The organism is Mesonia ostreae (assembly GCF_031845265.1).
Taxonomy (GTDB): Bacteria; Bacteroidota; Bacteroidia; order Flavobacteriales; family Flavobacteriaceae; genus Mesonia; species Mesonia ostreae.
The window spans coordinates 46,270-63,216 of the sequence record NZ_JAVRBG010000015.1 but is presented as its reverse complement, the minus strand read 5'-3'; the positions used below and the strand labels follow the sequence as shown (position 1 = coordinate 63,216).

The 16,947-nt window shown below is 34.8% G+C and carries 16 protein-coding genes; 12 read left to right on the top strand and 4 right to left on the bottom strand.

All coding sequences use genetic code 11. The annotated features are described in order from the left end of the window. Positions 1–6 precede the first annotated feature (6 nt). From RLT85_RS13280 to RLT85_RS13265, 4 genes are all read left to right on the top strand, one after another. The gene (locus tag RLT85_RS13280; protein ID WP_311402535.1) at positions 7–978 is read left to right on the top strand and encodes a T9SS type A sorting domain-containing protein; all 972 of its coding nucleotides are present in this window, start codon (positions 7–9) and stop codon (positions 976–978) included. A gap of 402 nt (positions 979–1,380) precedes the next feature. After that, positions 1,381–2,970 (top strand): hypothetical protein, encoded by a 1,590-nt coding sequence (locus RLT85_RS13275; RefSeq protein WP_311402534.1) that lies wholly within the window; start codon positions 1,381–1,383, stop codon positions 2,968–2,970. A gap of 11 nt (positions 2,971–2,981) precedes the next feature. After that, a complete protein-coding gene (locus tag RLT85_RS13270; protein ID WP_311402533.1) occupies positions 2,982–3,503 on the top strand; it encodes a hypothetical protein in 522 nt (173 codons plus the stop codon). A gap of 16 nt (positions 3,504–3,519) precedes the next feature. Continuing rightward, entirely contained in the window at positions 3,520–4,485 is a 966-nt protein-coding gene (locus tag RLT85_RS13265; RefSeq protein WP_311402532.1) for a T9SS type A sorting domain-containing protein, read from the top strand. 327 nt (positions 4,486–4,812) lie between these two features. On the opposite strand, the gene RLT85_RS13260 is transcribed toward RLT85_RS13265, so the two are convergent. Beyond that, the gene (locus RLT85_RS13260) at positions 4,813–5,232 is read right to left on the bottom strand and encodes a nucleoside-diphosphate kinase (protein WP_311402531.1); all 420 of its coding nucleotides are present in this window, start codon (positions 5,230–5,232) and stop codon (positions 4,813–4,815) included. 309 nt (positions 5,233–5,541) lie between these two features. Between RLT85_RS13260 and RLT85_RS13255 the strand changes: the two genes are divergently transcribed. The 5 genes from RLT85_RS13255 (at position 5,542) to RLT85_RS13235 (ending at position 9,980) form a co-directional block, all read left to right on the top strand. Then, positions 5,542–6,570 carry a DHH family phosphoesterase gene (locus RLT85_RS13255; RefSeq protein WP_311402530.1) on the top strand — a complete coding sequence of 343 codons (1,029 nt, stop codon included), beginning with the start codon at positions 5,542–5,544 and terminating at the stop codon, positions 6,568–6,570. Next, positions 6,545–7,114, top strand: a complete 570-nt coding sequence (gldI, locus tag RLT85_RS13250) for a gliding motility-associated peptidyl-prolyl isomerase GldI (RefSeq protein ID WP_311402529.1) — start codon at positions 6,545–6,547, stop codon at positions 7,112–7,114. Before RLT85_RS13255 ends, gldI begins: the two co-directional genes overlap by 26 nt. A gap of 4 nt (positions 7,115–7,118) precedes the next feature. Continuing rightward, the gene (locus RLT85_RS13245) at positions 7,119–8,201 is read left to right on the top strand and encodes a peptidylprolyl isomerase (RefSeq protein WP_311402528.1); all 1,083 of its coding nucleotides are present in this window, start codon (positions 7,119–7,121) and stop codon (positions 8,199–8,201) included. Positions 8,202–8,305: 104 nt separating this feature from the next. Then, positions 8,306–9,427 carry an esterase-like activity of phytase family protein gene (locus RLT85_RS13240; RefSeq protein WP_311402527.1) on the top strand — a complete coding sequence of 374 codons (1,122 nt, stop codon included), beginning with the start codon at positions 8,306–8,308 and terminating at the stop codon, positions 9,425–9,427. Between the two features lie 4 nt (positions 9,428–9,431). Beyond that, a complete protein-coding gene (locus RLT85_RS13235; RefSeq protein ID WP_311402526.1) occupies positions 9,432–9,980 on the top strand; it encodes a SixA phosphatase family protein in 549 nt (182 codons plus the stop codon). Here the strand turns inward: RLT85_RS13235 and RLT85_RS13230 are convergent. After that, positions 9,977–10,777, bottom strand: coding sequence for a DUF6503 family protein (locus RLT85_RS13230; protein WP_311402525.1), 801 nt, complete (start codon positions 10,775–10,777; stop codon positions 9,977–9,979). The genes RLT85_RS13235 and RLT85_RS13230 overlap by 4 nt on opposite strands. Before the next feature lie 147 nt (positions 10,778–10,924). Here RLT85_RS13230 and smpB point away from each other — a divergent pair, with 147 nt between their 5' ends. Together smpB and RLT85_RS13220 are read left to right on the top strand one after the other, a co-directional pair. Next, entirely contained in the window at positions 10,925–11,383 is a 459-nt protein-coding gene (gene smpB, locus RLT85_RS13225; protein WP_311402524.1) for an SsrA-binding protein SmpB, read from the top strand. Between the two features lie 11 nt (positions 11,384–11,394). Next, positions 11,395–13,854, top strand: coding sequence for a DUF5686 and carboxypeptidase regulatory-like domain-containing protein (locus tag RLT85_RS13220; protein ID WP_311402523.1), 2,460 nt, complete (start codon positions 11,395–11,397; stop codon positions 13,852–13,854). A 375-nt stretch (positions 13,855–14,229) separates the two neighbouring features. On the opposite strand, the gene RLT85_RS13215 is transcribed toward RLT85_RS13220, so the two are convergent. After that, positions 14,230–14,871 carry a protein-L-isoaspartate(D-aspartate) O-methyltransferase gene (locus tag RLT85_RS13215; protein WP_311402522.1) on the bottom strand — a complete coding sequence of 214 codons (642 nt, stop codon included), beginning with the start codon at positions 14,869–14,871 and terminating at the stop codon, positions 14,230–14,232. Positions 14,872–14,967: 96 nt separating this feature from the next. Next, complete coding sequence (locus tag RLT85_RS13210; RefSeq protein WP_311402521.1) at positions 14,968–15,825, bottom strand: T9SS type A sorting domain-containing protein; 858 nt, start codon at positions 15,823–15,825, stop codon at positions 14,968–14,970. Positions 15,826–15,967: 142 nt separating this feature from the next. Between RLT85_RS13210 and RLT85_RS13205 the strand changes: the two genes are divergently transcribed. Then, positions 15,968–16,933: a Gfo/Idh/MocA family protein gene (locus tag RLT85_RS13205; protein WP_311402520.1), complete on the top strand. Its 966-nt coding sequence runs from the start codon at positions 15,968–15,970 to the stop codon at positions 16,931–16,933. The last annotated feature ends 14 nt before the right edge of the window (positions 16,934–16,947 follow it).

Sequence of the window (16,947 nt, the reverse complement as noted above, 5' to 3'; positions counted from 1 at the left end):
TATGAAATGAAAAAAATTACCCTACTCCTTTTTTTCGGTATCAGCAGCTTTTTACAAGCGCAAGATTATACCGTAACCGCTTTTAATGAGCCGTATCAAGATTTGGTAAATGCTACTTCGGTAAACAATGGATTTCTTTGGGATGATCCATTCTTTGCAATCCCTATAGGCTTTGATTTTGAGCTATACAATGAAAGTTTTTCAGTCCTCTACTCTTCTGATAATTTTTCTGAAGGAATATTCACTCTTCAGCAATTTAGCACCACCTTAACCTTGCTTTCACCAATTGCTCAAGATATTATATCTTTAGAAGGAGCTAATGAGCAATCCTTATCTCCAATTTCTTATGTGGTAGAAGGTAATGTTGGAAATCGTATTTTTAAATTGGAATATAAGAATGCAGGATTTTGGGATGACATCACCGAGAATGACTTTATAAACTTTCAGGTATGGTTATATGAAAGTGATTATTCTATAGAATATAGATATGGACCTTCTTCTATAAATAACCCAACAGAGTCCTATGAAGGGGAAACTGGCCCCATTGTTTTCTTTATACCTATTATTGACTTATCAGTATCCGAAGGAAGTTTTATTGAGGATGCTTATTATTTAATGGACAACCCTGTGAATCCAACCGTGATTGTAGTCGATGATAATTCACCAGAACCACAAAATCCTATAGTAGGAAATATCCCAGAAGGAACAGTATATCGCTTTGATCCAGATGGTTTGGCGGTTAGCAATAATCAACAAATTGCGGTGAGCGTTTATCCCAATCCTACGCAAGATCTTTTACATCTTCAAAATCCAAATCAGGAAGAATTTTCTACTTCTTTATATGATGTATTAGGAAATAAAATGAAGATCCAATTGCAAAACGAGCAAATGGATTTAAGTTCTTTCGCTTCTGGAACTTACTTTTTAAATATTCAATCTAAATCGAAAAGCAAGACGATTAAAGTGATTAAAAAATAAGTATCTACTATTTTTAAAAGAACAAGCTTGAAAAAGGATTGAATAAAGTCAAGGTAAAAGAAGTTTGGAATGCCCAAATGGTACCCGCGATAGCGAAATACACCGACCAGATACAACTGAATGGAAAAAATTTGTATGTGAGTTTGAGTTCTCTAATGTTAAGAAAGAGTTAAGGGCGATCACAAAAAATTAGTAAATAAATCGGTTAAAGTTGTTATTTAGTTAAATTTGATGTATTTTTAACAAAGAGTTACTAAATAAATCATAAAAAAATGAAATTCCAAAATTCCAAAATTCCAAAATTATTTTAAATTTTCACTCCTACTCGTTTTAATGTTATTTTTCTCCTGCACACAGGAGGAAATCACAAATGAATCTGCTGAACAAACGGAAACTTACCAAATGAGAGGCTCTTCTGCTCAACCAATTTTACAAAACGGAATACTTGTTTTTAATAATGAGATTGATTTTGAAAATTTTATATCATTCTATATTGATGAAGATTTAACAGAAATCTATGATGTAATGGAGCCCTTCTACGGTAATGGTTTTTATTCGCTAAGACCACCAGCAGTTGAAGGTTATAATGAAGAGAAAATTATAACACAATATCAGGAAAGAGTTATAAATTTCAAAACAAAATACAATATAAACAATTATACTGAGGAACAAATCTATGAAAAGATCGATGAAACGACGGAGATTGTTTTATTAGATATTTTTGCTGCTATTATTAGCGATGAAGGTGAGTTACAAATAGCTGATAATTTTTATAAGTTTACAGATGCAGGTCTTTTTGCTGTAAAAACTAAAGACTCTTTGCATTTGAAAAACTATTTAGATAATGCTGGAGTTGCAAATAATTTATTAAATAAAACATCTAACAACCTAATAAAGTACTTTTATAATAATTTTGCAGGCGATTCACCCGTAAATGTAGATGGCAAAGTATATTATTCTGGGACACCTGATTTCTCCGATCAAGATGGCGGTGCTGGAGGAGGAGGAGGAGGAGGTAATTACAATCCTCCAAACAATCCAGGAAATGGTCAGAGTAGTGGATCGTTAGATGGTCTGACGGACTACTTAAGCAATAGAAATATTTGCTATGGTAGCCAGGCTTTAATTGGACAAATTTTTGGAGATCATAGAGTTTGTATAAATAAATATAGCAGCAGAAGAAGAGTGAGAACTGAGGTTTACAACTATAATTTTGGATTACCCTTTTTAGATGTTAATATGTTTATAGTTGGAGTTAAAAATAAACATCAAAGAAAAATTGCTGGTGGTTGGTTTAGAAAGAAAGCAGATGTGGTTGCTCTAGGGGTAGAATTATTTCAAGCAAAATTTGATTATTCATCGATTTTATCTCCAAATGTGTACCAAGGATTTAATACTAATGCGGTTAGCTATTCTTATAATCCTTTAAATATTTCTTATAACGTTAATACGAATATTTGGTCTTCAAGTAATTACCCTGATGTGCAACATATTTTTAATTCAAGCTATCCTAATTATCCTAGCTTTTTTCAAGACGGGTTGGTAGTGGAAGGTATAGGTGATATCTACATAGGTAATCTTATCCAGAGTGGTATTAATGACAATTTAGTAAGTAAGAAACTTAATGAGCAATTTTGGGATAATGTATATAGAATTTCTAAAAATCAACTTCAAGGTCTTGTTAATAACAGTTATCAACACCCTGGAGGTGTTTCACTAATATCTAATTATCCAAATCAGGGTGTTGTAATGTTGCAAAAAACATATTACAGTGATTGCAACAATTGTAGAAAAAGAAATAAAACACTACTATTTGGAGCGTCTGGCGGGATTTCTGTAAGTTATAATGGTAATACTGGCAAGTTCAATTATGATATGTCTGCATCAGGTACTTCATTAGTAAGTCCCCAAAAAATTAAATTTGTTGTTTATGGGGCTACTAAAAATGGAGGCAATTGGCACGGTAATAAGATGGAGGCAAACTTTAATTAATTACATTCATTATGAAAACTAAACTCTTAATTGCCATATTCGCACTTTTTATACTATTTGCTTGTCAAAATGATGATGATGAGCCGAGTGTTGAAACTATTGATAACCTTATAACAGGAGAATGGCAACCTTTGCAAAATGTTAAAGTCTATGAGGATAATAGTAAAATTGTAAATCCATTTCCTCATTGTTCAACGACAACTAATAGTCACTTATATTTTTCGGATGACATCAATCAGTTATTTTATTATAATTTTATTGAACAAGAAACAAGTGAGGAATGCTTTTTTACCGCTGGTCAAGGCAATTGGGAACAATTAAATGAAACGGATTATCAAGTAAGCTTAGAATACTATCCTGAAAGTGATTACCAAAGTAATGAAACAGAAACTTTCTTATATCAAGTAGATTTTATAAGCAGCGATACCATTCAAATTCATCATAAAACTCTATTAATGCAATTACAAGCTGAAGAACCTAACTTGGTAGATTTTTACCGTATCTACGAAAAACAACGTATCCCTTTTGAATAAATAAAACTTAACCCAGATGAAAAAAATCACTTTTTTACTTTTTTTTGGTATATGCAGCTTTTTACAAGCGCAAGATTATACCGTAACCGCTTTTAATGAACCTTATCAAGATCTAGCCAATGCAACCTCTGTGAATAATGGACAAATTTGGGATGATGATTTTTTTGCCATTCCCATTGGATTTAATTTCGAACTTTATGGTCAAAATTTTTCTAATATCTACATCTCAGATATTGGTAATGGGGCAGGTTTAAGTTTTCACACCAATCCGCAAGCCAATTTTTCTTTTTTAAGTCCTATAATGCAAGATGTTTTAGACAAAGGCTTCAATCAGTCTGTTTCTCCTATTTCTTATGTAATGGAAGGAAATGTAGGTGATCGTATTTTTAAATTAGAATTTAAGAATGTAGGTTTTTGGGGTGATGACACATTTGCAGATTATATGGATTTTCAGGTATGGTTGTATGAAAACGATGATTCTATTGAATACAGGTATGGACCAAATTCCATTAATAACCCAACAGAGTCTTATGAAGGAGAAACGGGACCTGTCGTATTTTTCTATCCTTCTTTTAATATAATTGATGAAGGAAACTTGATTGAAGATGGCTACTATTTAATGGATGACCCAGTAAACCCAACAATTTTAATAGTAGATAACAACACTCCAGAACCAGCAAATGCTATTGTAGGAACTATTCTAGAAGGAACCGTATATCGTTTTGATCCTGATGGTTTAGCGGTTTCCAATGTTTATCAAATGGCGGTGAGTTTTTATCCTAACCCTACGCAAGATCTTATACATCTTCAAAATCCAAATCAAGAAGATTTTAAAGCTTCTTTGTATGATATTTTAGGAAATGAAATGAATGTACAAATGCAAAATGAGCAAATGAATTTAACTTCTTTAGCTTCTGGAACTTATTTTTTAAATATCAAATCTAAAACGAGAAGCAAGACGATTAAAGTGATTAAGAAATAGTCGTGTCCGACTAAGATATAAGACCTGCCCGCATCGAAAGGATACGTTCGGGCGGGCCACTTCGTTAAAAGACATAAGACAATAGACTTGATTTGTAATAGCTGTATTATTAGATGAAATTATTTAAGAGAATGTATTACTTTTAAAATTCAATGTGCAACATAATAGCAAATTGTAGCCTTTTTAAAAAGCTTAAATACCTTATTATATTTGAAATAATAGAAATTTATAATTTTTTTATCAGACACTAATGACTAAGACTTAAGATTTCATAACAAAAAAGGCTGCCCAATTGGACAGCCTTTTTTACTTTGATGTATTAAATGTTTAGAACATCTCTCTACCGGCAAAATGAAATGCACCTTCAATCGTTGCATTCTCATCGCTATCACTTCCGTGAACTGCATTTTCTCCTATAGAAGTTGCATATCTTTTTCTAATCGTTCCTTCCGCAGCATCTGCCGGGTTAGTCGCTCCAATTAAAGTTCTAAAGTCTTCAACTGCATTTTCTTTTTCTAAGATCGCCGCAACAATAGGTCCGCGAGTCATAAACTCTACTAATTCTCCAAAAAATGGACGTTCGTTATGCACTGCGTAAAATTCTTCTGCATCAGCTTTAGTCATTTGCGTTAATTTTAACGCCACGATTCTAAATCCAGAAGTGTTGATTTGCTCTAATATCGCTCCAATGTGGCCATTTTCTACCGCATCTGGCTTAATCATAGTGAAAGTTTTATTTCCTGCCATGTTATTTTCTTTTAATTTGGTGCAAAATTAGTCTTTTATAGATGATATACAAGTCTTCCGCTAATTTTATATAGTCGTGTCGATTAAGATGTTAGATTACACGATTAGATATTAGATCCTAGACTTAAAATCGTTTAAATTTTTCAATATTATATTTAGTTGCGGTATGATTTTTCAGGTTGGTACTTAGTTTCAAAGCTTCCTAATTATATTTCCGCTTGACGGAAAAAGAAACCATAGCACTTCCGCTTACCTCAAATTTATGAGTCATTAGCACTCAAAATCTAAAGAAATTGTATATTTACCGCTATGGAAAAAGAAAAAGTAGACGAATTAAAAGCGCTTCTCTCCCAGCCTAAAAAGGCGGTAATTATACCTCATAGAAATCCAGATGGAGATGCAATTGGCTCTACGCTTGCATTACAGCAATATTTACAACAATGCGGTCACGATGCCGTAGTGGTAGCTCCCAATGATTTTCCAGATTTTTTAAAATGGATTCCGGGAGTTGAAGAGATGATTTTATTCTCTACTGAAACCGAAAAAGCGAAGCAACTTATTGCAGATGCAGAACTTATTTTTACCTTAGATTTTAATCATTTTTCTAGAACGGGAAATGATATGGAAGCCGTTTTAAACCAAACTGATTCTACGTACGTGATGATAGATCACCACCAGGCTCCCGCAGATTATGCTGCCTACACTTATAGTGATACGAGCATTTCTTCGACCTGCCAAATGATTTACCATTTTCTAGAGATGATGGATGCCACTGATAAAATTACAAAAGATATCGCGACCTGTTTATATGTTGGTATTATGACCGATACGGGTTCGTTTAGATTTGCTTCTACCACCAGCACTACACATAGGGTGATTGCTGATCTTATTGATAAAGGCGCAAAAAATTCAGACATTCATCAACAAGTATATGACACTAATTCTACCAATAGAATGCAATTATTGGGCGTTGCCTTAAATAATATGAAGGTGTTGCCAGAATTAAAAACAGCTTATATTACACTTTCTCAAGAAGAATTAGACACAAATAATTTCAAAAAAGGAGATACAGAAGGCTTTGTAAACTACAGCCTTTCTATAAAAGGAATTGTTTTTGCTGCTATATTTATTGAGAACAAACAAGACCAAATTATTAAAATCTCTTTGCGTTCTAAAGGTAATTTTGATGTCAATCAGTTTGCCAGAGATCATTTTAACGGTGGAGGTCACATTAATGCCGCAGGAGGAAAAAGCGATTTATCCCTAAACGAAACCATCACCTCGTTTGAAAGCACTATAAAAAATTATAAAAATGAATTGGAAGATGCTCAAGAATAGTTTTTACATCCTTTTAACGCTTTTTTGTGTCATGGCATGCAAAACGCCCGAAGCCAGAAGACCTGTCGCTTCCAAGTCGGGGTCATTTATACAGGAATCCGTCAAGAGGAATAAAAAAATGGTGGCGAAAGAAGAGAAAGCTATCGCTAATATTATTAAAAAAGATAGCATCAATAATTACCTTTCCTCTTCGGATGGATTTTGGTATTTTTATAACACCCAGAATATAGAAGATACGCTAACTCCTCACTTTGGCGATTTAGTAGAATTTGATTATGACATTTCTACTCTAGAAGGAGCCCCTATTTACAGCAAGAAGGAAATTGGTACCAGAGAATATGTGATTGATAAAGAAAATGTTTTTAACGGATTGCGTCAGGGTTTAAAACTCATGAAAGAAGGGGAAACCGTTACTTTCCTATTTCCATCGCACAAAGCCTTTGGATATTATGGCGATTCAGAAAAAATTGGAAGAAATATTCCTATACGTTCTACCATCACTTTAAATTCAATTATTTTAGAAAAAAATCAAAATAAACCTTAACAAAATGAAAAAACAGACTTTATTACTTTTATTAATTTCGAGCCTTAGTTTGTTCGCTTGCAACGATAAATATTCCGATTTAGAAGACGGCCTGTATGCCGAATTTGTAACTAACAATGGAACTTTCGTGGCCGAACTATATTATCAAAAAGTTCCTCTCACGGTGGCTAACTTTGTAGCGCTGGCGGAAGGAAACCAAGATAGGGTAGATTCTACATATAAAGGGAAAAAATTCTACGACGGTTTAACATTTCACCGTATTATCAAAGGATTTATGATTCAGGGGGGGGATCCTGAAGGAACTGGCGCTGGTGGTCCTGGATACAAGTTTCCAGATGAATTTGATAAAAGCTTAACCCACGAAACCAAAGGAATTCTTTCTATGGCAAATGCTGGTCCTGGAACCAATGGAAGCCAGTTTTTTATTACCCTTGCTCCTACTCCGCATTTAGACAATATGCACTCTGTCTTCGGAAAAATTGTTATGGGACAAGATAAGGTAGATACTATAGGAACCGTAAAGACAGGACAAGGAGATAAACCTGTAGATCCTGTGACTTTAAAAGAATTAAACATTATTAGAGTAGGAAAAGATGCTGAATCTTTTGATGCCCAAAAAGCTTTTAACTCGAATTTAAAGAGTGCTGAAAAGGCAGAAAAAGAAGCGCGAATGAACGCAGAAGCGGAAAAAGAAAAAGCAAAAGAAGCTATAGATCACGAAATTAATACCATGGCGGATGGTTATAAAAAAACTGACAGTGGATTGCGTTATAAAATCACAACGACTAAAAAAACGGGTGCTACTCCAGAACGCGGACAAACGGTAAGAGTTCATTACACAGGAATGCTAACTGATGGAACTAAATTCGATTCTTCTTATGATAGAGATAGACCATTGGTATTTCCTGTTGGCGTAGGAAAAGTAATTCCGGGATGGGATGAAGGAATTCGCTTATTAAAAGTAGGTGAAAAAGCAAAACTAATCATTCCTCCTTACTTGGGATATGGAGAAAGAGGAAACGGACCTATACCTCCCAACTCTATTTTACTTTTTGATGTAGAATTGGTTGGTATTGGCGCAGAATAATTTAAAGTCCAGTAATCAAAAGCCTCATTTTTCAATGGGGCTTTTTTTATTTTAGCATATTATTAATCGTATCTTGTCTTATTTCTTTGAATTATCGTAAAACTATGTTTTTAAATAAAATAAAACTTTTAGCCAAGCTGTTACTTTTCTCAATATCTTTAACCTTATTAACTAATTGCGCTTCCTTACCTCCATCTAAAGAACCTTCAATAAAACTTAGATTTCTAGATGAACATATCATTCCTGAGGATGCTACTTTAAGCAATACCAAGATTGGAGGTCTCTCTGGAATTGCAAAAAAAGGTGATGAATATTATATGGTTTGCGACGATCCTAATAATCCAAGAATTTATAAAACTCGTCTGTATACCAGCAAAAGAAAGGTAGATAGTCTTATTTTTAAAGAAGTTATTTTACTAGATAAACCTGATTCTTCGCTTAAAAATAGTCATTTAGATCTAGAAGACTTTATGATCACCCCAACAGAAAAGGATTTTATAGTGGTGAGCGAAGGCTCGATAAACAACGCTAAAGATCCTTCTATCTTACAATATAATCAGCAAGGAAAATTGATAAATAAGTATGATATTCCGTCTCAGTTTAAGGCCCACAGTGAATCCAAACCAAGAAATAATGGTGTTCTTGAAGGAATTACAGTGAGCACAGATCAGCAAGGTTTTTGGGTAGCTAATGAGCTTCCATTAGAAGCAGATGGTCCCAAGCCCAAACTCTATGGCACAAAGTCGCCAGTACGGTTTACTTATTATGATTTTGAAAATACCAAACCTCAAAAACAATTCACTTACCCACTTGGGAGAATTAGGAAAATACCTTTTCTACCGTTTTATCTGAATGGACTTACAGATATTCTTGCGCTAGATAAAAATCGGTTTTTAGTTTTAGAAAGAGCCTTTTCTGCGGGCAGAGGCCGCAAGGCTCACAATGTGCATATCTATGAATATGTGGTTTATGAAAGCGAAAACACTTTAGATAAAAAGTCGGTTCGTGGTTTAGCAAAACCAAACACAGAAAAAAATCTGGTGTTAGATTTAGAAGATATCCGGAAGTTTTTAACCAATAATACCATTGATAACTTAGAAGGATTTTGTTATGGTCCTCGCTTAGAAAATGGAAATAAAACCTTACTTTTAATCTCAGATAATAACTTTAGTAGTTTTATGCCACAACTTAACCAGCTTCTGTGGTTTGAAATTATCAACAATTAAGCTTATGAAATATACCTTTATATATTTACTCACCGTATTCTTTTCATGCAAAGATCAACCTTCGACTTCAGTAAAAAATGATAAAATCGCTGCTGCGGAAGAGATTCAACATGAGATTGAGACTACCTATTACTTTATAAGACACGGGGAAAAAGATCGTTCTACCGACGGAAATAATCCTTCTTTAAAAAAAGTTGGACAGGAAAGAGCCGAAAATTGGGCAAAAATACTCCAAGATAAAAAAATAGATTTGGTGTACAGCAGCAACTTTAAACGCACTCAACAAACCGCAGCCCCAACTGCAAAAGTATTTAATACAGAGGTAAGATCGTACAGCGTTAAAAAATTAAACGATGTAGATTTTCAAAAAGAAACCAAAGGAAAAACGGTTTTAGTGGTTGGTCATAGCGATACGACGCCAAAATTTGTCAACCTTATTTTAGGAAAACAAAAGTATAAAGACATCGACGATGGCAATAATAGCAACCTATACAAAATAGTCGTTTATAAGAACGGAAAAATGAAAAGCTCTTTAACCAAGCATCCGCTTTAATCGCAATTATTTTCTCCCACTACCACTCTTATGTCTTCATTAATAATCTCTGAGAGCTTTTTAAGCTTATCATTCATAAAGGCCTTGTCTAAATTTTCTACATTTAGATTGTCCTCTTTTGGAGCGTAATTTTCGTAATCAGCAAAACGTATCCCATTGACTATCTTAGGATTAATCGCTTTTCTAAAACGCATTCCGCCGCCGTTCACTTCAAAAGAATAAGCTAAATAATCTATGGTGTTTTTCTCTACATTAACCCAATACATATACACATCCTCATGATCATCGCCCCCACCTTCTTCGGTAAATTGTACTTTAATTTTATGGTATTTATTTTTCTCGATGCTAACCGTATCTAAATACGATTTCTTTACTGCAGCATCGTTAAGACCAAAAGGCAGTTGTACAAAATAATGCACTGAATTTAAAGAATTGCTATATTTTGTAACTAGAGAATCATGTAAGCTTAATTTCTCTCGGTTCACAAAGCGTTCAAAACCCATATTAGATAACACATCTTTAATGCTATCCCCATCTTCAGTAACTTCCAGTTTTTGTAGCTCGTACATTCCGCAATTGCGAACGCTACTGTATTTATTTCCGCGAAAGCGAAATTCTATTGCAGATGTTTGGTATTTATCTCCACCTGCCCGTTCAATTACCTTACTTAAAACCTCTTGTGCTTTGGCAACTTTTTCTTCTGTAAAATCATCTTTCACCTCTACTGTTGGCTCTTTAGACTCATTTTTACAACTTATCATTGCAGTAAATAATAAGAAAATACAGATCTGTTTCATAGGTATTTCATTTGTTTGTAAATATACAGAAGTTCTTAGGAAAGCAAACTTTGCGTCCCTCAAAATTGTAACATATCTAATTTTATGACGTCTTTAAGGGTACAGCCTATGATTAATTGAAAAAAGCTTCCTATTTTAGCACATGCTATGAGTAAAAACAATATCAACATAAAGAATCGGAAAGCTAAGTTTCAATATGAAGTCCTTGAAAAGTTTGTGGCAGGGATCAAATTAGCGGGAACCGAAATTAAATCTATTAGAGCTGGAAAGGCTGGAATTGCCGAAAGCTTTTGCGAGTTTCATAACGGCGAGTTATTTGTCATTAATATGCATGTGGAAGAATATTCTCACGCCACGCATTTTAATCACAATCCAAAAAGTGAACGCAAATTATTACTTCAAAAGAAAGAATTACGCAAACTGTACAAACAGGTAACCTCAACGGGATTGACCATTATCCCATTACGCTTATTTATAAACGATCGAGGTTTGGCAAAGCTAAGCATTGCACTTTGTAAGGGAAAGAAAACCCATGACAAACGGGAAACTATTAAAGATCGAGATAGCAAACGCCGTTTAGATCGCATTAAAAAAGAATTTAACTAAAATCATTTCTTTTGAAAAAACTTTTACTTCTAGCACTTCTTATTACTTCATTTTCTGGATTCTCGCAAATAGTTGGTAAGGTAACCGATGATGCTGGAGAGCCTATTCCTTATGTAAATATCTTTATAAAAGACACTTACAAAGGAACCACCACTAACAACGAAGGAAATTACAAGCTCGATTATGAACAAACAGGAACTCATACGCTGGTTTTTCAGTTTTTAGGCTTTAAAACGCTGGAGAAAGAAGTGATTTTGGAGCGGTTTCCATTTATTTTAAATGTTTCCTTAGCGGAAGAATCTACAAGTTTAGATGAAGTTGTTCTTAAATCTGGAGAAAATCCAGCGATTCGCGTGATTAAAAAAGCGATTGAATATAGAAAGGAAAATCTAGCTAAAACCGATGCTTATACGGCAGATTTTTATTCGCGTGGCTTATGGAAAATAAAGAACGCTCCCAAAAAAATACTGGGAGCTGAAGTAGGTGACCTTGGGGGCGGATTAGATTCTACCCGTAGCGGAATCGTTTACTTATCTGAAACCATCTCCAAAATCAAATTTAAAGCTCCAGATGACTTTCACGAGAAAATTGTGGCTTCCAAAGTAAGCGGAAACGATAACGGATTCAGCTTGAACAGTGCACGCGAAGCGAATTTTAATTTCTACAACAATACCATAGAACTCAACACCGAGTTGGTTTCTCCTATCGCAGATTATGCGTTTAACTATTATGATTATAAGCTAGACGGCGTTTTTTATGACGAACAAGGCAACCTCATCAATAAAATAAAAGTGACGCCCAAACGTAAGAATGACCGAATCTTTTTTGGGTACATCTACATTATTGAAGACGACTGGGAGGTTTACGGCGTAGATCTAAGCACCACGGGGAAAGCCATGCAAATCACTCCTATTGATACCTTGGTATTTAAACAAAATTTTAAATACAATAAGAACGATGAGCTTTGGGTAAAAATCTCCCAAACCGTAGATTTCACCTGGGGAATTTTTGGCGTGAGTGGCGACGGACGCTTTTCTGCAGTGTATAGCAATCACGATTTTAGTCCGCAGTTTGATGATACATCTTTTAGCAGAGAGATTATGAGTTTTGAAGACGAAGCCAATAAAAAAGATTCGTTGTTTTGGCAAGGCATTCGCCCTATTCCGTTAACAGATGAAGAATTGACAGATTATGTGAAAAAAGATAGTGTTCAAGAACGCAAAAACTCTAAGGTGTACAAGGATTCTATTGATGGCGTAAGGAATAAGTTTTCGTTAACCGATCCTCTTTTTGGTTATAGCTATCAAAACTCGCATAAAGCTTATCGATTCAGTATTAGCGGACCTTTAACGGGTTTGCATTATAATACGGTGCAAGGCTGGAACGTAAATCTAGACCTTAATTTTACCAAAAGAAACGAAGAAGAAAACACGTATTGGAATTTATTTAGCGATATGAGTTATGGCCTAAGCGATGATCGCTACCGTGTAAGTGGAGGTTTTAGAAGCAAACTCAACAACAAGTCTAAACCTATAATCGCTCTAAGTGGAGGGATTAAAGCGATGCAAATAAATGATACAGATCCGCTTCCACTTTATGTAAATGATGCAGCTAATATTTTATTTGAACGCAATTACCTAAAACTCTACGATAAATTATTTGCTGAAGCTACTTATTCTGAAGAATTGTTTAATGGTTTTCGTTTCTATTCCGCGTTAAGCGCAGAAAAAAGGAGTCCGCTTTTTAACACCACAGACCACGTTTTTATCAACGATGATAACGGCGGCTATACATCTAACAACCCATTTGCACCACAAGCTTTTGGCTCGGCTTCCTTTAAAGAACACACGATTGCCAAATTAAAACTGAATGCGCGGATTAACTTCGGACAGGAATATTATAATTACCCCGACGGAAAATATAACGTAAACAACAACGACTTCCCTACGCTTTGGGTGGGATATGAAAAAGGATTTGCTTCTGACATTAAACAGTACAATTTTGATTTACTGAAAATTTCGGCAGATCAAACGCTGAGTTTACAAAATAAGGGAGAATTTAATTACGGGCTAAGAGCTGGGAAATTTTTTAATGCAGATGAGATTTCATTGGTTGATTACCAACATTTCCGCGGAAACCAAACCAGAATCAATTTAGATAATGCCTTAGCCAAATTTAACTTACTGCCGTATTATACGCATAGCACCAACGATGATTATGCTGAAGCGCATGTAGAACACGATTTTAACGGATGGATTTTAGGGAAAATCCCTGGAATTAATCAGCTTAACTTTAATATGGTGGTGGGCGCGCATTCCTTGATGACACAATCGCACAAACCTTATACCGAGTTTACGGTGGGAATTAGCAATTTAGGAATTGGAAAGTTCAGGTTTTTACGTGTAGATTACGTACAACCTTATCAAGGAGGTTGGCAAAATGGAGCTTTTGTGTTTGGACTTAGTTTTTAGTTACTAAATAGTCTATACTCTTTCCACTACTGTCATGCTGAACTTGTTTCAGCATCTCATCCTTAGGAAACCGAGACATTTTTGTTAACAATTCCGAGTCGTCGAATATTCTTAAGAAGCGAAGAACTAGTCGAAAAGCAGACCCTGAAACCAGTTCAGGGTGACAAGTCTCAGGACGAAAAAATATAGAATAAAATTTATACCAGTCTTACTGTCTTGCTGAACCTGTTTCAGCATCTCTTACTAAGGAAACCGAGATACTTTTGTTAACAATTGCGAGTCGTCGAACATTCTAAAGAAGCGAAGAACTAGTCGAAAAGCAGACCCTGAAGCCAGTTCAGGGTGACAGATTTTGAGAAGTTTTTTTACCTTCTATTAATTTTTATCTTCCAGTAAGGGAACAAACCTAAATTCTCCAAATACTTTTTTCTCAAATTCTTTAGCCGATTTACGAATAAATAAAGTCATCACCTGACTGTCTGTTCCTACCGGAATCACCAGTCTCCCTCCTACTTTTAACTGTGCCAATAAGGGATTTGGCACGTAAGGAGCGCCAGCAGTAACAATGGCTTTGTCAAAAGGTTTGTATAAAGGCAAACCCTTGTAACCATCGCCAAAAGTGAGGTATTTAGGCCTATAACCTATCTTATTTAAAAAGAGTTTCGTTTTTTTATATAATTCTTGTTGGCGTTCAATACTGTAAACTCGAGCTCCGAGTTCACACAAGACCGCAGTTTGATAACCGCTTCCTGTACCAATTTCAAGAATTTCATCTCCTCTTTTTACCTCTAGCAATTGGGTTTGAAAAGCTACCGTGTAAGGCTGAGAGATGGTTTGGTCTGCTGCAATGGGAAAAGCTTTATCTTGATAGGCGTGATCTTCAAAAGAACTGTCCATAAACAAGTGCCGCGGAATCTTATTGATTGCTGCTAAAACTTTCTCATCGGTAATTCCTTTTTCTCTAAGAATTTCTACCAGATGCTGTCTCTTTCCTTGATGTCTAAAATTATCTTTCAATGCGCCAAATTTTGCATAAAAATAGCCAAAAATCTATTCAATTCTTGGCTATCTATCAAAGAAAATCTCTTTAAAAATAAGGTTTTGCCTAAGGTTCTAATTCTTAATGAGTTTTTGTGTTGCAGTACCTTTGGAGGTAAGAATTTGCACAAAATAAATTCCCGCAGGAAGTTGAGAAATGTCATAAGCCCTTTGCACATTAAATTTTGCTACTTCTTTTCCGTTTAAAGAATACAAGTTTACTTCTTTAATTTCTTTGGAAGTTTGAATTTGAAATTGCTCTCGGACAGGATTCGGATATAATTCCGCAGTAATTTGTTGCTTATTTAAAGTCCCCAAGTTACAGTCAGAAGAAAAATTCATAGGACCATACATATTCCATGAGCTATAAATTCCTTGATCATTTGTAGCTTCCGTAGGATTGGTCACTTCCACACATACAGGAATTGGTTCTCCCGTCCAACCATCATAATCACCAAGCCATAATTCTAGGTTAGAAATGTTCAAATCCGATTCTTTTAAATCCAATATTTCTAACGGCCAATTACCTATAGCCGAAATAAATTCTAAATTAGGATTATTACTAAGTATAACTTTAGTTGCAGAATTTGTGATAACATCTCCATATCCATCAAAATATAATTCTCTTAGGTTAGTTAATGAGGATAGGTCTAATGCCGTGTTATAATAATAAAGATGTGCATTAGAAATGTTTAAAACTTCTAAAGAAATAAAACTCTCTATACCAGTAATTTTATCAATCATATTCCAAGACAAGTCCAAACTCGTCACACTCGCCACATCGCTGGTTAAAACTTGGCCATTAATGCTTTGGTCTGAATCGATTCCCAAATCGATTAAAGCTTGTTCAAAACCTTCATCTGGAATACTGGTGGTTTGGGCGAAAAGAGAAATTGAAAAAATTACGAAAAGAAAAAGTAGTGTTGTTTTCATAGTGTGATCTTGGTTCCTACTAAGTTACGTAAAATAAATATAGAATTATTAAAAGTATTTCTTGTATTTCTGAATCTTCATTTCACAAAAATTAATACTACTTCTATAAAAGAAATGCTATTTTTGTGAAAAACCAGATCGTATGCTTAACGTTGGAGTTATAGGTGCAGGCCATTTAGGAAAAATTCACCTGCGCTTATTAAATCAATCAGAACACTATAATTTAATTGGGTTTTATGACAGTAATTCTGCCTATGCCCAAGAAGTTTCTAAAGAATTTGACTATCCAATTTTTTCTTCTATAGACGATTTAATTGCGCAAGCAGATGTGATTGATATCGTTACGCCTACGCTTTCGCATTTTGAAACCGCTAAAAAGGTAATTGAAGCTGGGAAGCATGTGTTTATTGAAAAACCGATTACCAACACCGTAGAAGAAGCCGAAGAATTAGTACAACTTGCCAAAAAACATCAAGTAAAAGGACAAGTGGGTCATGTGGAGCGTTTTAATCCTGCTTTTCAGGCGGTTACTGAAATGATTGAAAAGCCTATGTTTATTGAAGCTCACCGTCTAGCGGAATTTAATCCGCGGGGAACTGATGTGCCCGTAGTTCTTGATTTGATGATTCATGACATCGACGCTATTTTAAGTGTCGTAAAATCTGAAGTAAAACAAATTAATGCGAGTGGAGTTTCTGTCATTAGTGAAACTCCAGACATTTGTAATGCGCGTATCGAGTTTGAAAACGGATGTGTGGCCAACCTTACTGCCAGTAGAATTTCTTTGAAGCAGATGCGAAAAGCGCGTTTCTTTCAGAAGGACGCCTATATTTCGGTAGATTTTTTGGAGAAAAAATGCGAAGTGGTAAAAATGAAAGACGCACCAGAAAGTCCGGGGGATTTTGATATGATTCTTCAAAATGCGGAAGGCATCAAAAAACAAATTTACTTTGATAATCCAGATGTAGAAGAGAACAATGCCATTCTTGAGGAGCTAGAAACTTTTGCCGATGCGATTAATAACAATACCACCCCAAGAGTTACTTTAGAGCAAGGCACAAAAGCTTTACAGGTAGCGAAACAAATTATTGAAAGTTTTTCTAATTAAAAATATATAAACAA

What these genes read in the sequence shown, in the direction of transcription:
- RLT85_RS13280 (WP_311402535.1), top strand. Translation starts at nt 7, where the DNA reads ATGAAAAAAATTACCCTACTCCTTTTTTTCGGTATCAGCAGCTTTTTA.
- RLT85_RS13275 (WP_311402534.1), top strand. Translation starts at nt 1,381, where the DNA reads ATGAGAGGCTCTTCTGCTCAACCAATTTTACAAAACGGAATACTTGTT.
- RLT85_RS13270 (WP_311402533.1), top strand. Translation starts at nt 2,982, where the DNA reads ATGAAAACTAAACTCTTAATTGCCATATTCGCACTTTTTATACTATTT.
- RLT85_RS13265 (WP_311402532.1), top strand. Translation starts at nt 3,520, where the DNA reads ATGAAAAAAATCACTTTTTTACTTTTTTTTGGTATATGCAGCTTTTTA.
- RLT85_RS13260 (WP_311402531.1), bottom strand. Translation starts at nt 5,232, where the DNA reads ATGGCAGGAAATAAAACTTTCACTATGATTAAGCCAGATGCGGTAGAA.
- RLT85_RS13255 (WP_311402530.1), top strand. Translation starts at nt 5,542, where the DNA reads ATGGAAAAAGAAAAAGTAGACGAATTAAAAGCGCTTCTCTCCCAGCCT.
- gldI (WP_311402529.1), top strand. Translation starts at nt 6,545, where the DNA reads ATGAATTGGAAGATGCTCAAGAATAGTTTTTACATCCTTTTAACGCTT.
- RLT85_RS13245 (WP_311402528.1), top strand. Translation starts at nt 7,119, where the DNA reads ATGAAAAAACAGACTTTATTACTTTTATTAATTTCGAGCCTTAGTTTG.
- RLT85_RS13240 (WP_311402527.1), top strand. Translation starts at nt 8,306, where the DNA reads ATGTTTTTAAATAAAATAAAACTTTTAGCCAAGCTGTTACTTTTCTCA.
- RLT85_RS13235 (WP_311402526.1), top strand. Translation starts at nt 9,432, where the DNA reads ATGAAATATACCTTTATATATTTACTCACCGTATTCTTTTCATGCAAA.
- RLT85_RS13230 (WP_311402525.1), bottom strand. Translation starts at nt 10,777, where the DNA reads ATGAAACAGATCTGTATTTTCTTATTATTTACTGCAATGATAAGTTGT.
- smpB (WP_311402524.1), top strand. Translation starts at nt 10,925, where the DNA reads ATGAGTAAAAACAATATCAACATAAAGAATCGGAAAGCTAAGTTTCAA.
- RLT85_RS13210 (WP_311402521.1), bottom strand. Translation starts at nt 15,825, where the DNA reads ATGAAAACAACACTACTTTTTCTTTTCGTAATTTTTTCAATTTCTCTT.
- RLT85_RS13205 (WP_311402520.1), top strand. Translation starts at nt 15,968, where the DNA reads ATGCTTAACGTTGGAGTTATAGGTGCAGGCCATTTAGGAAAAATTCAC.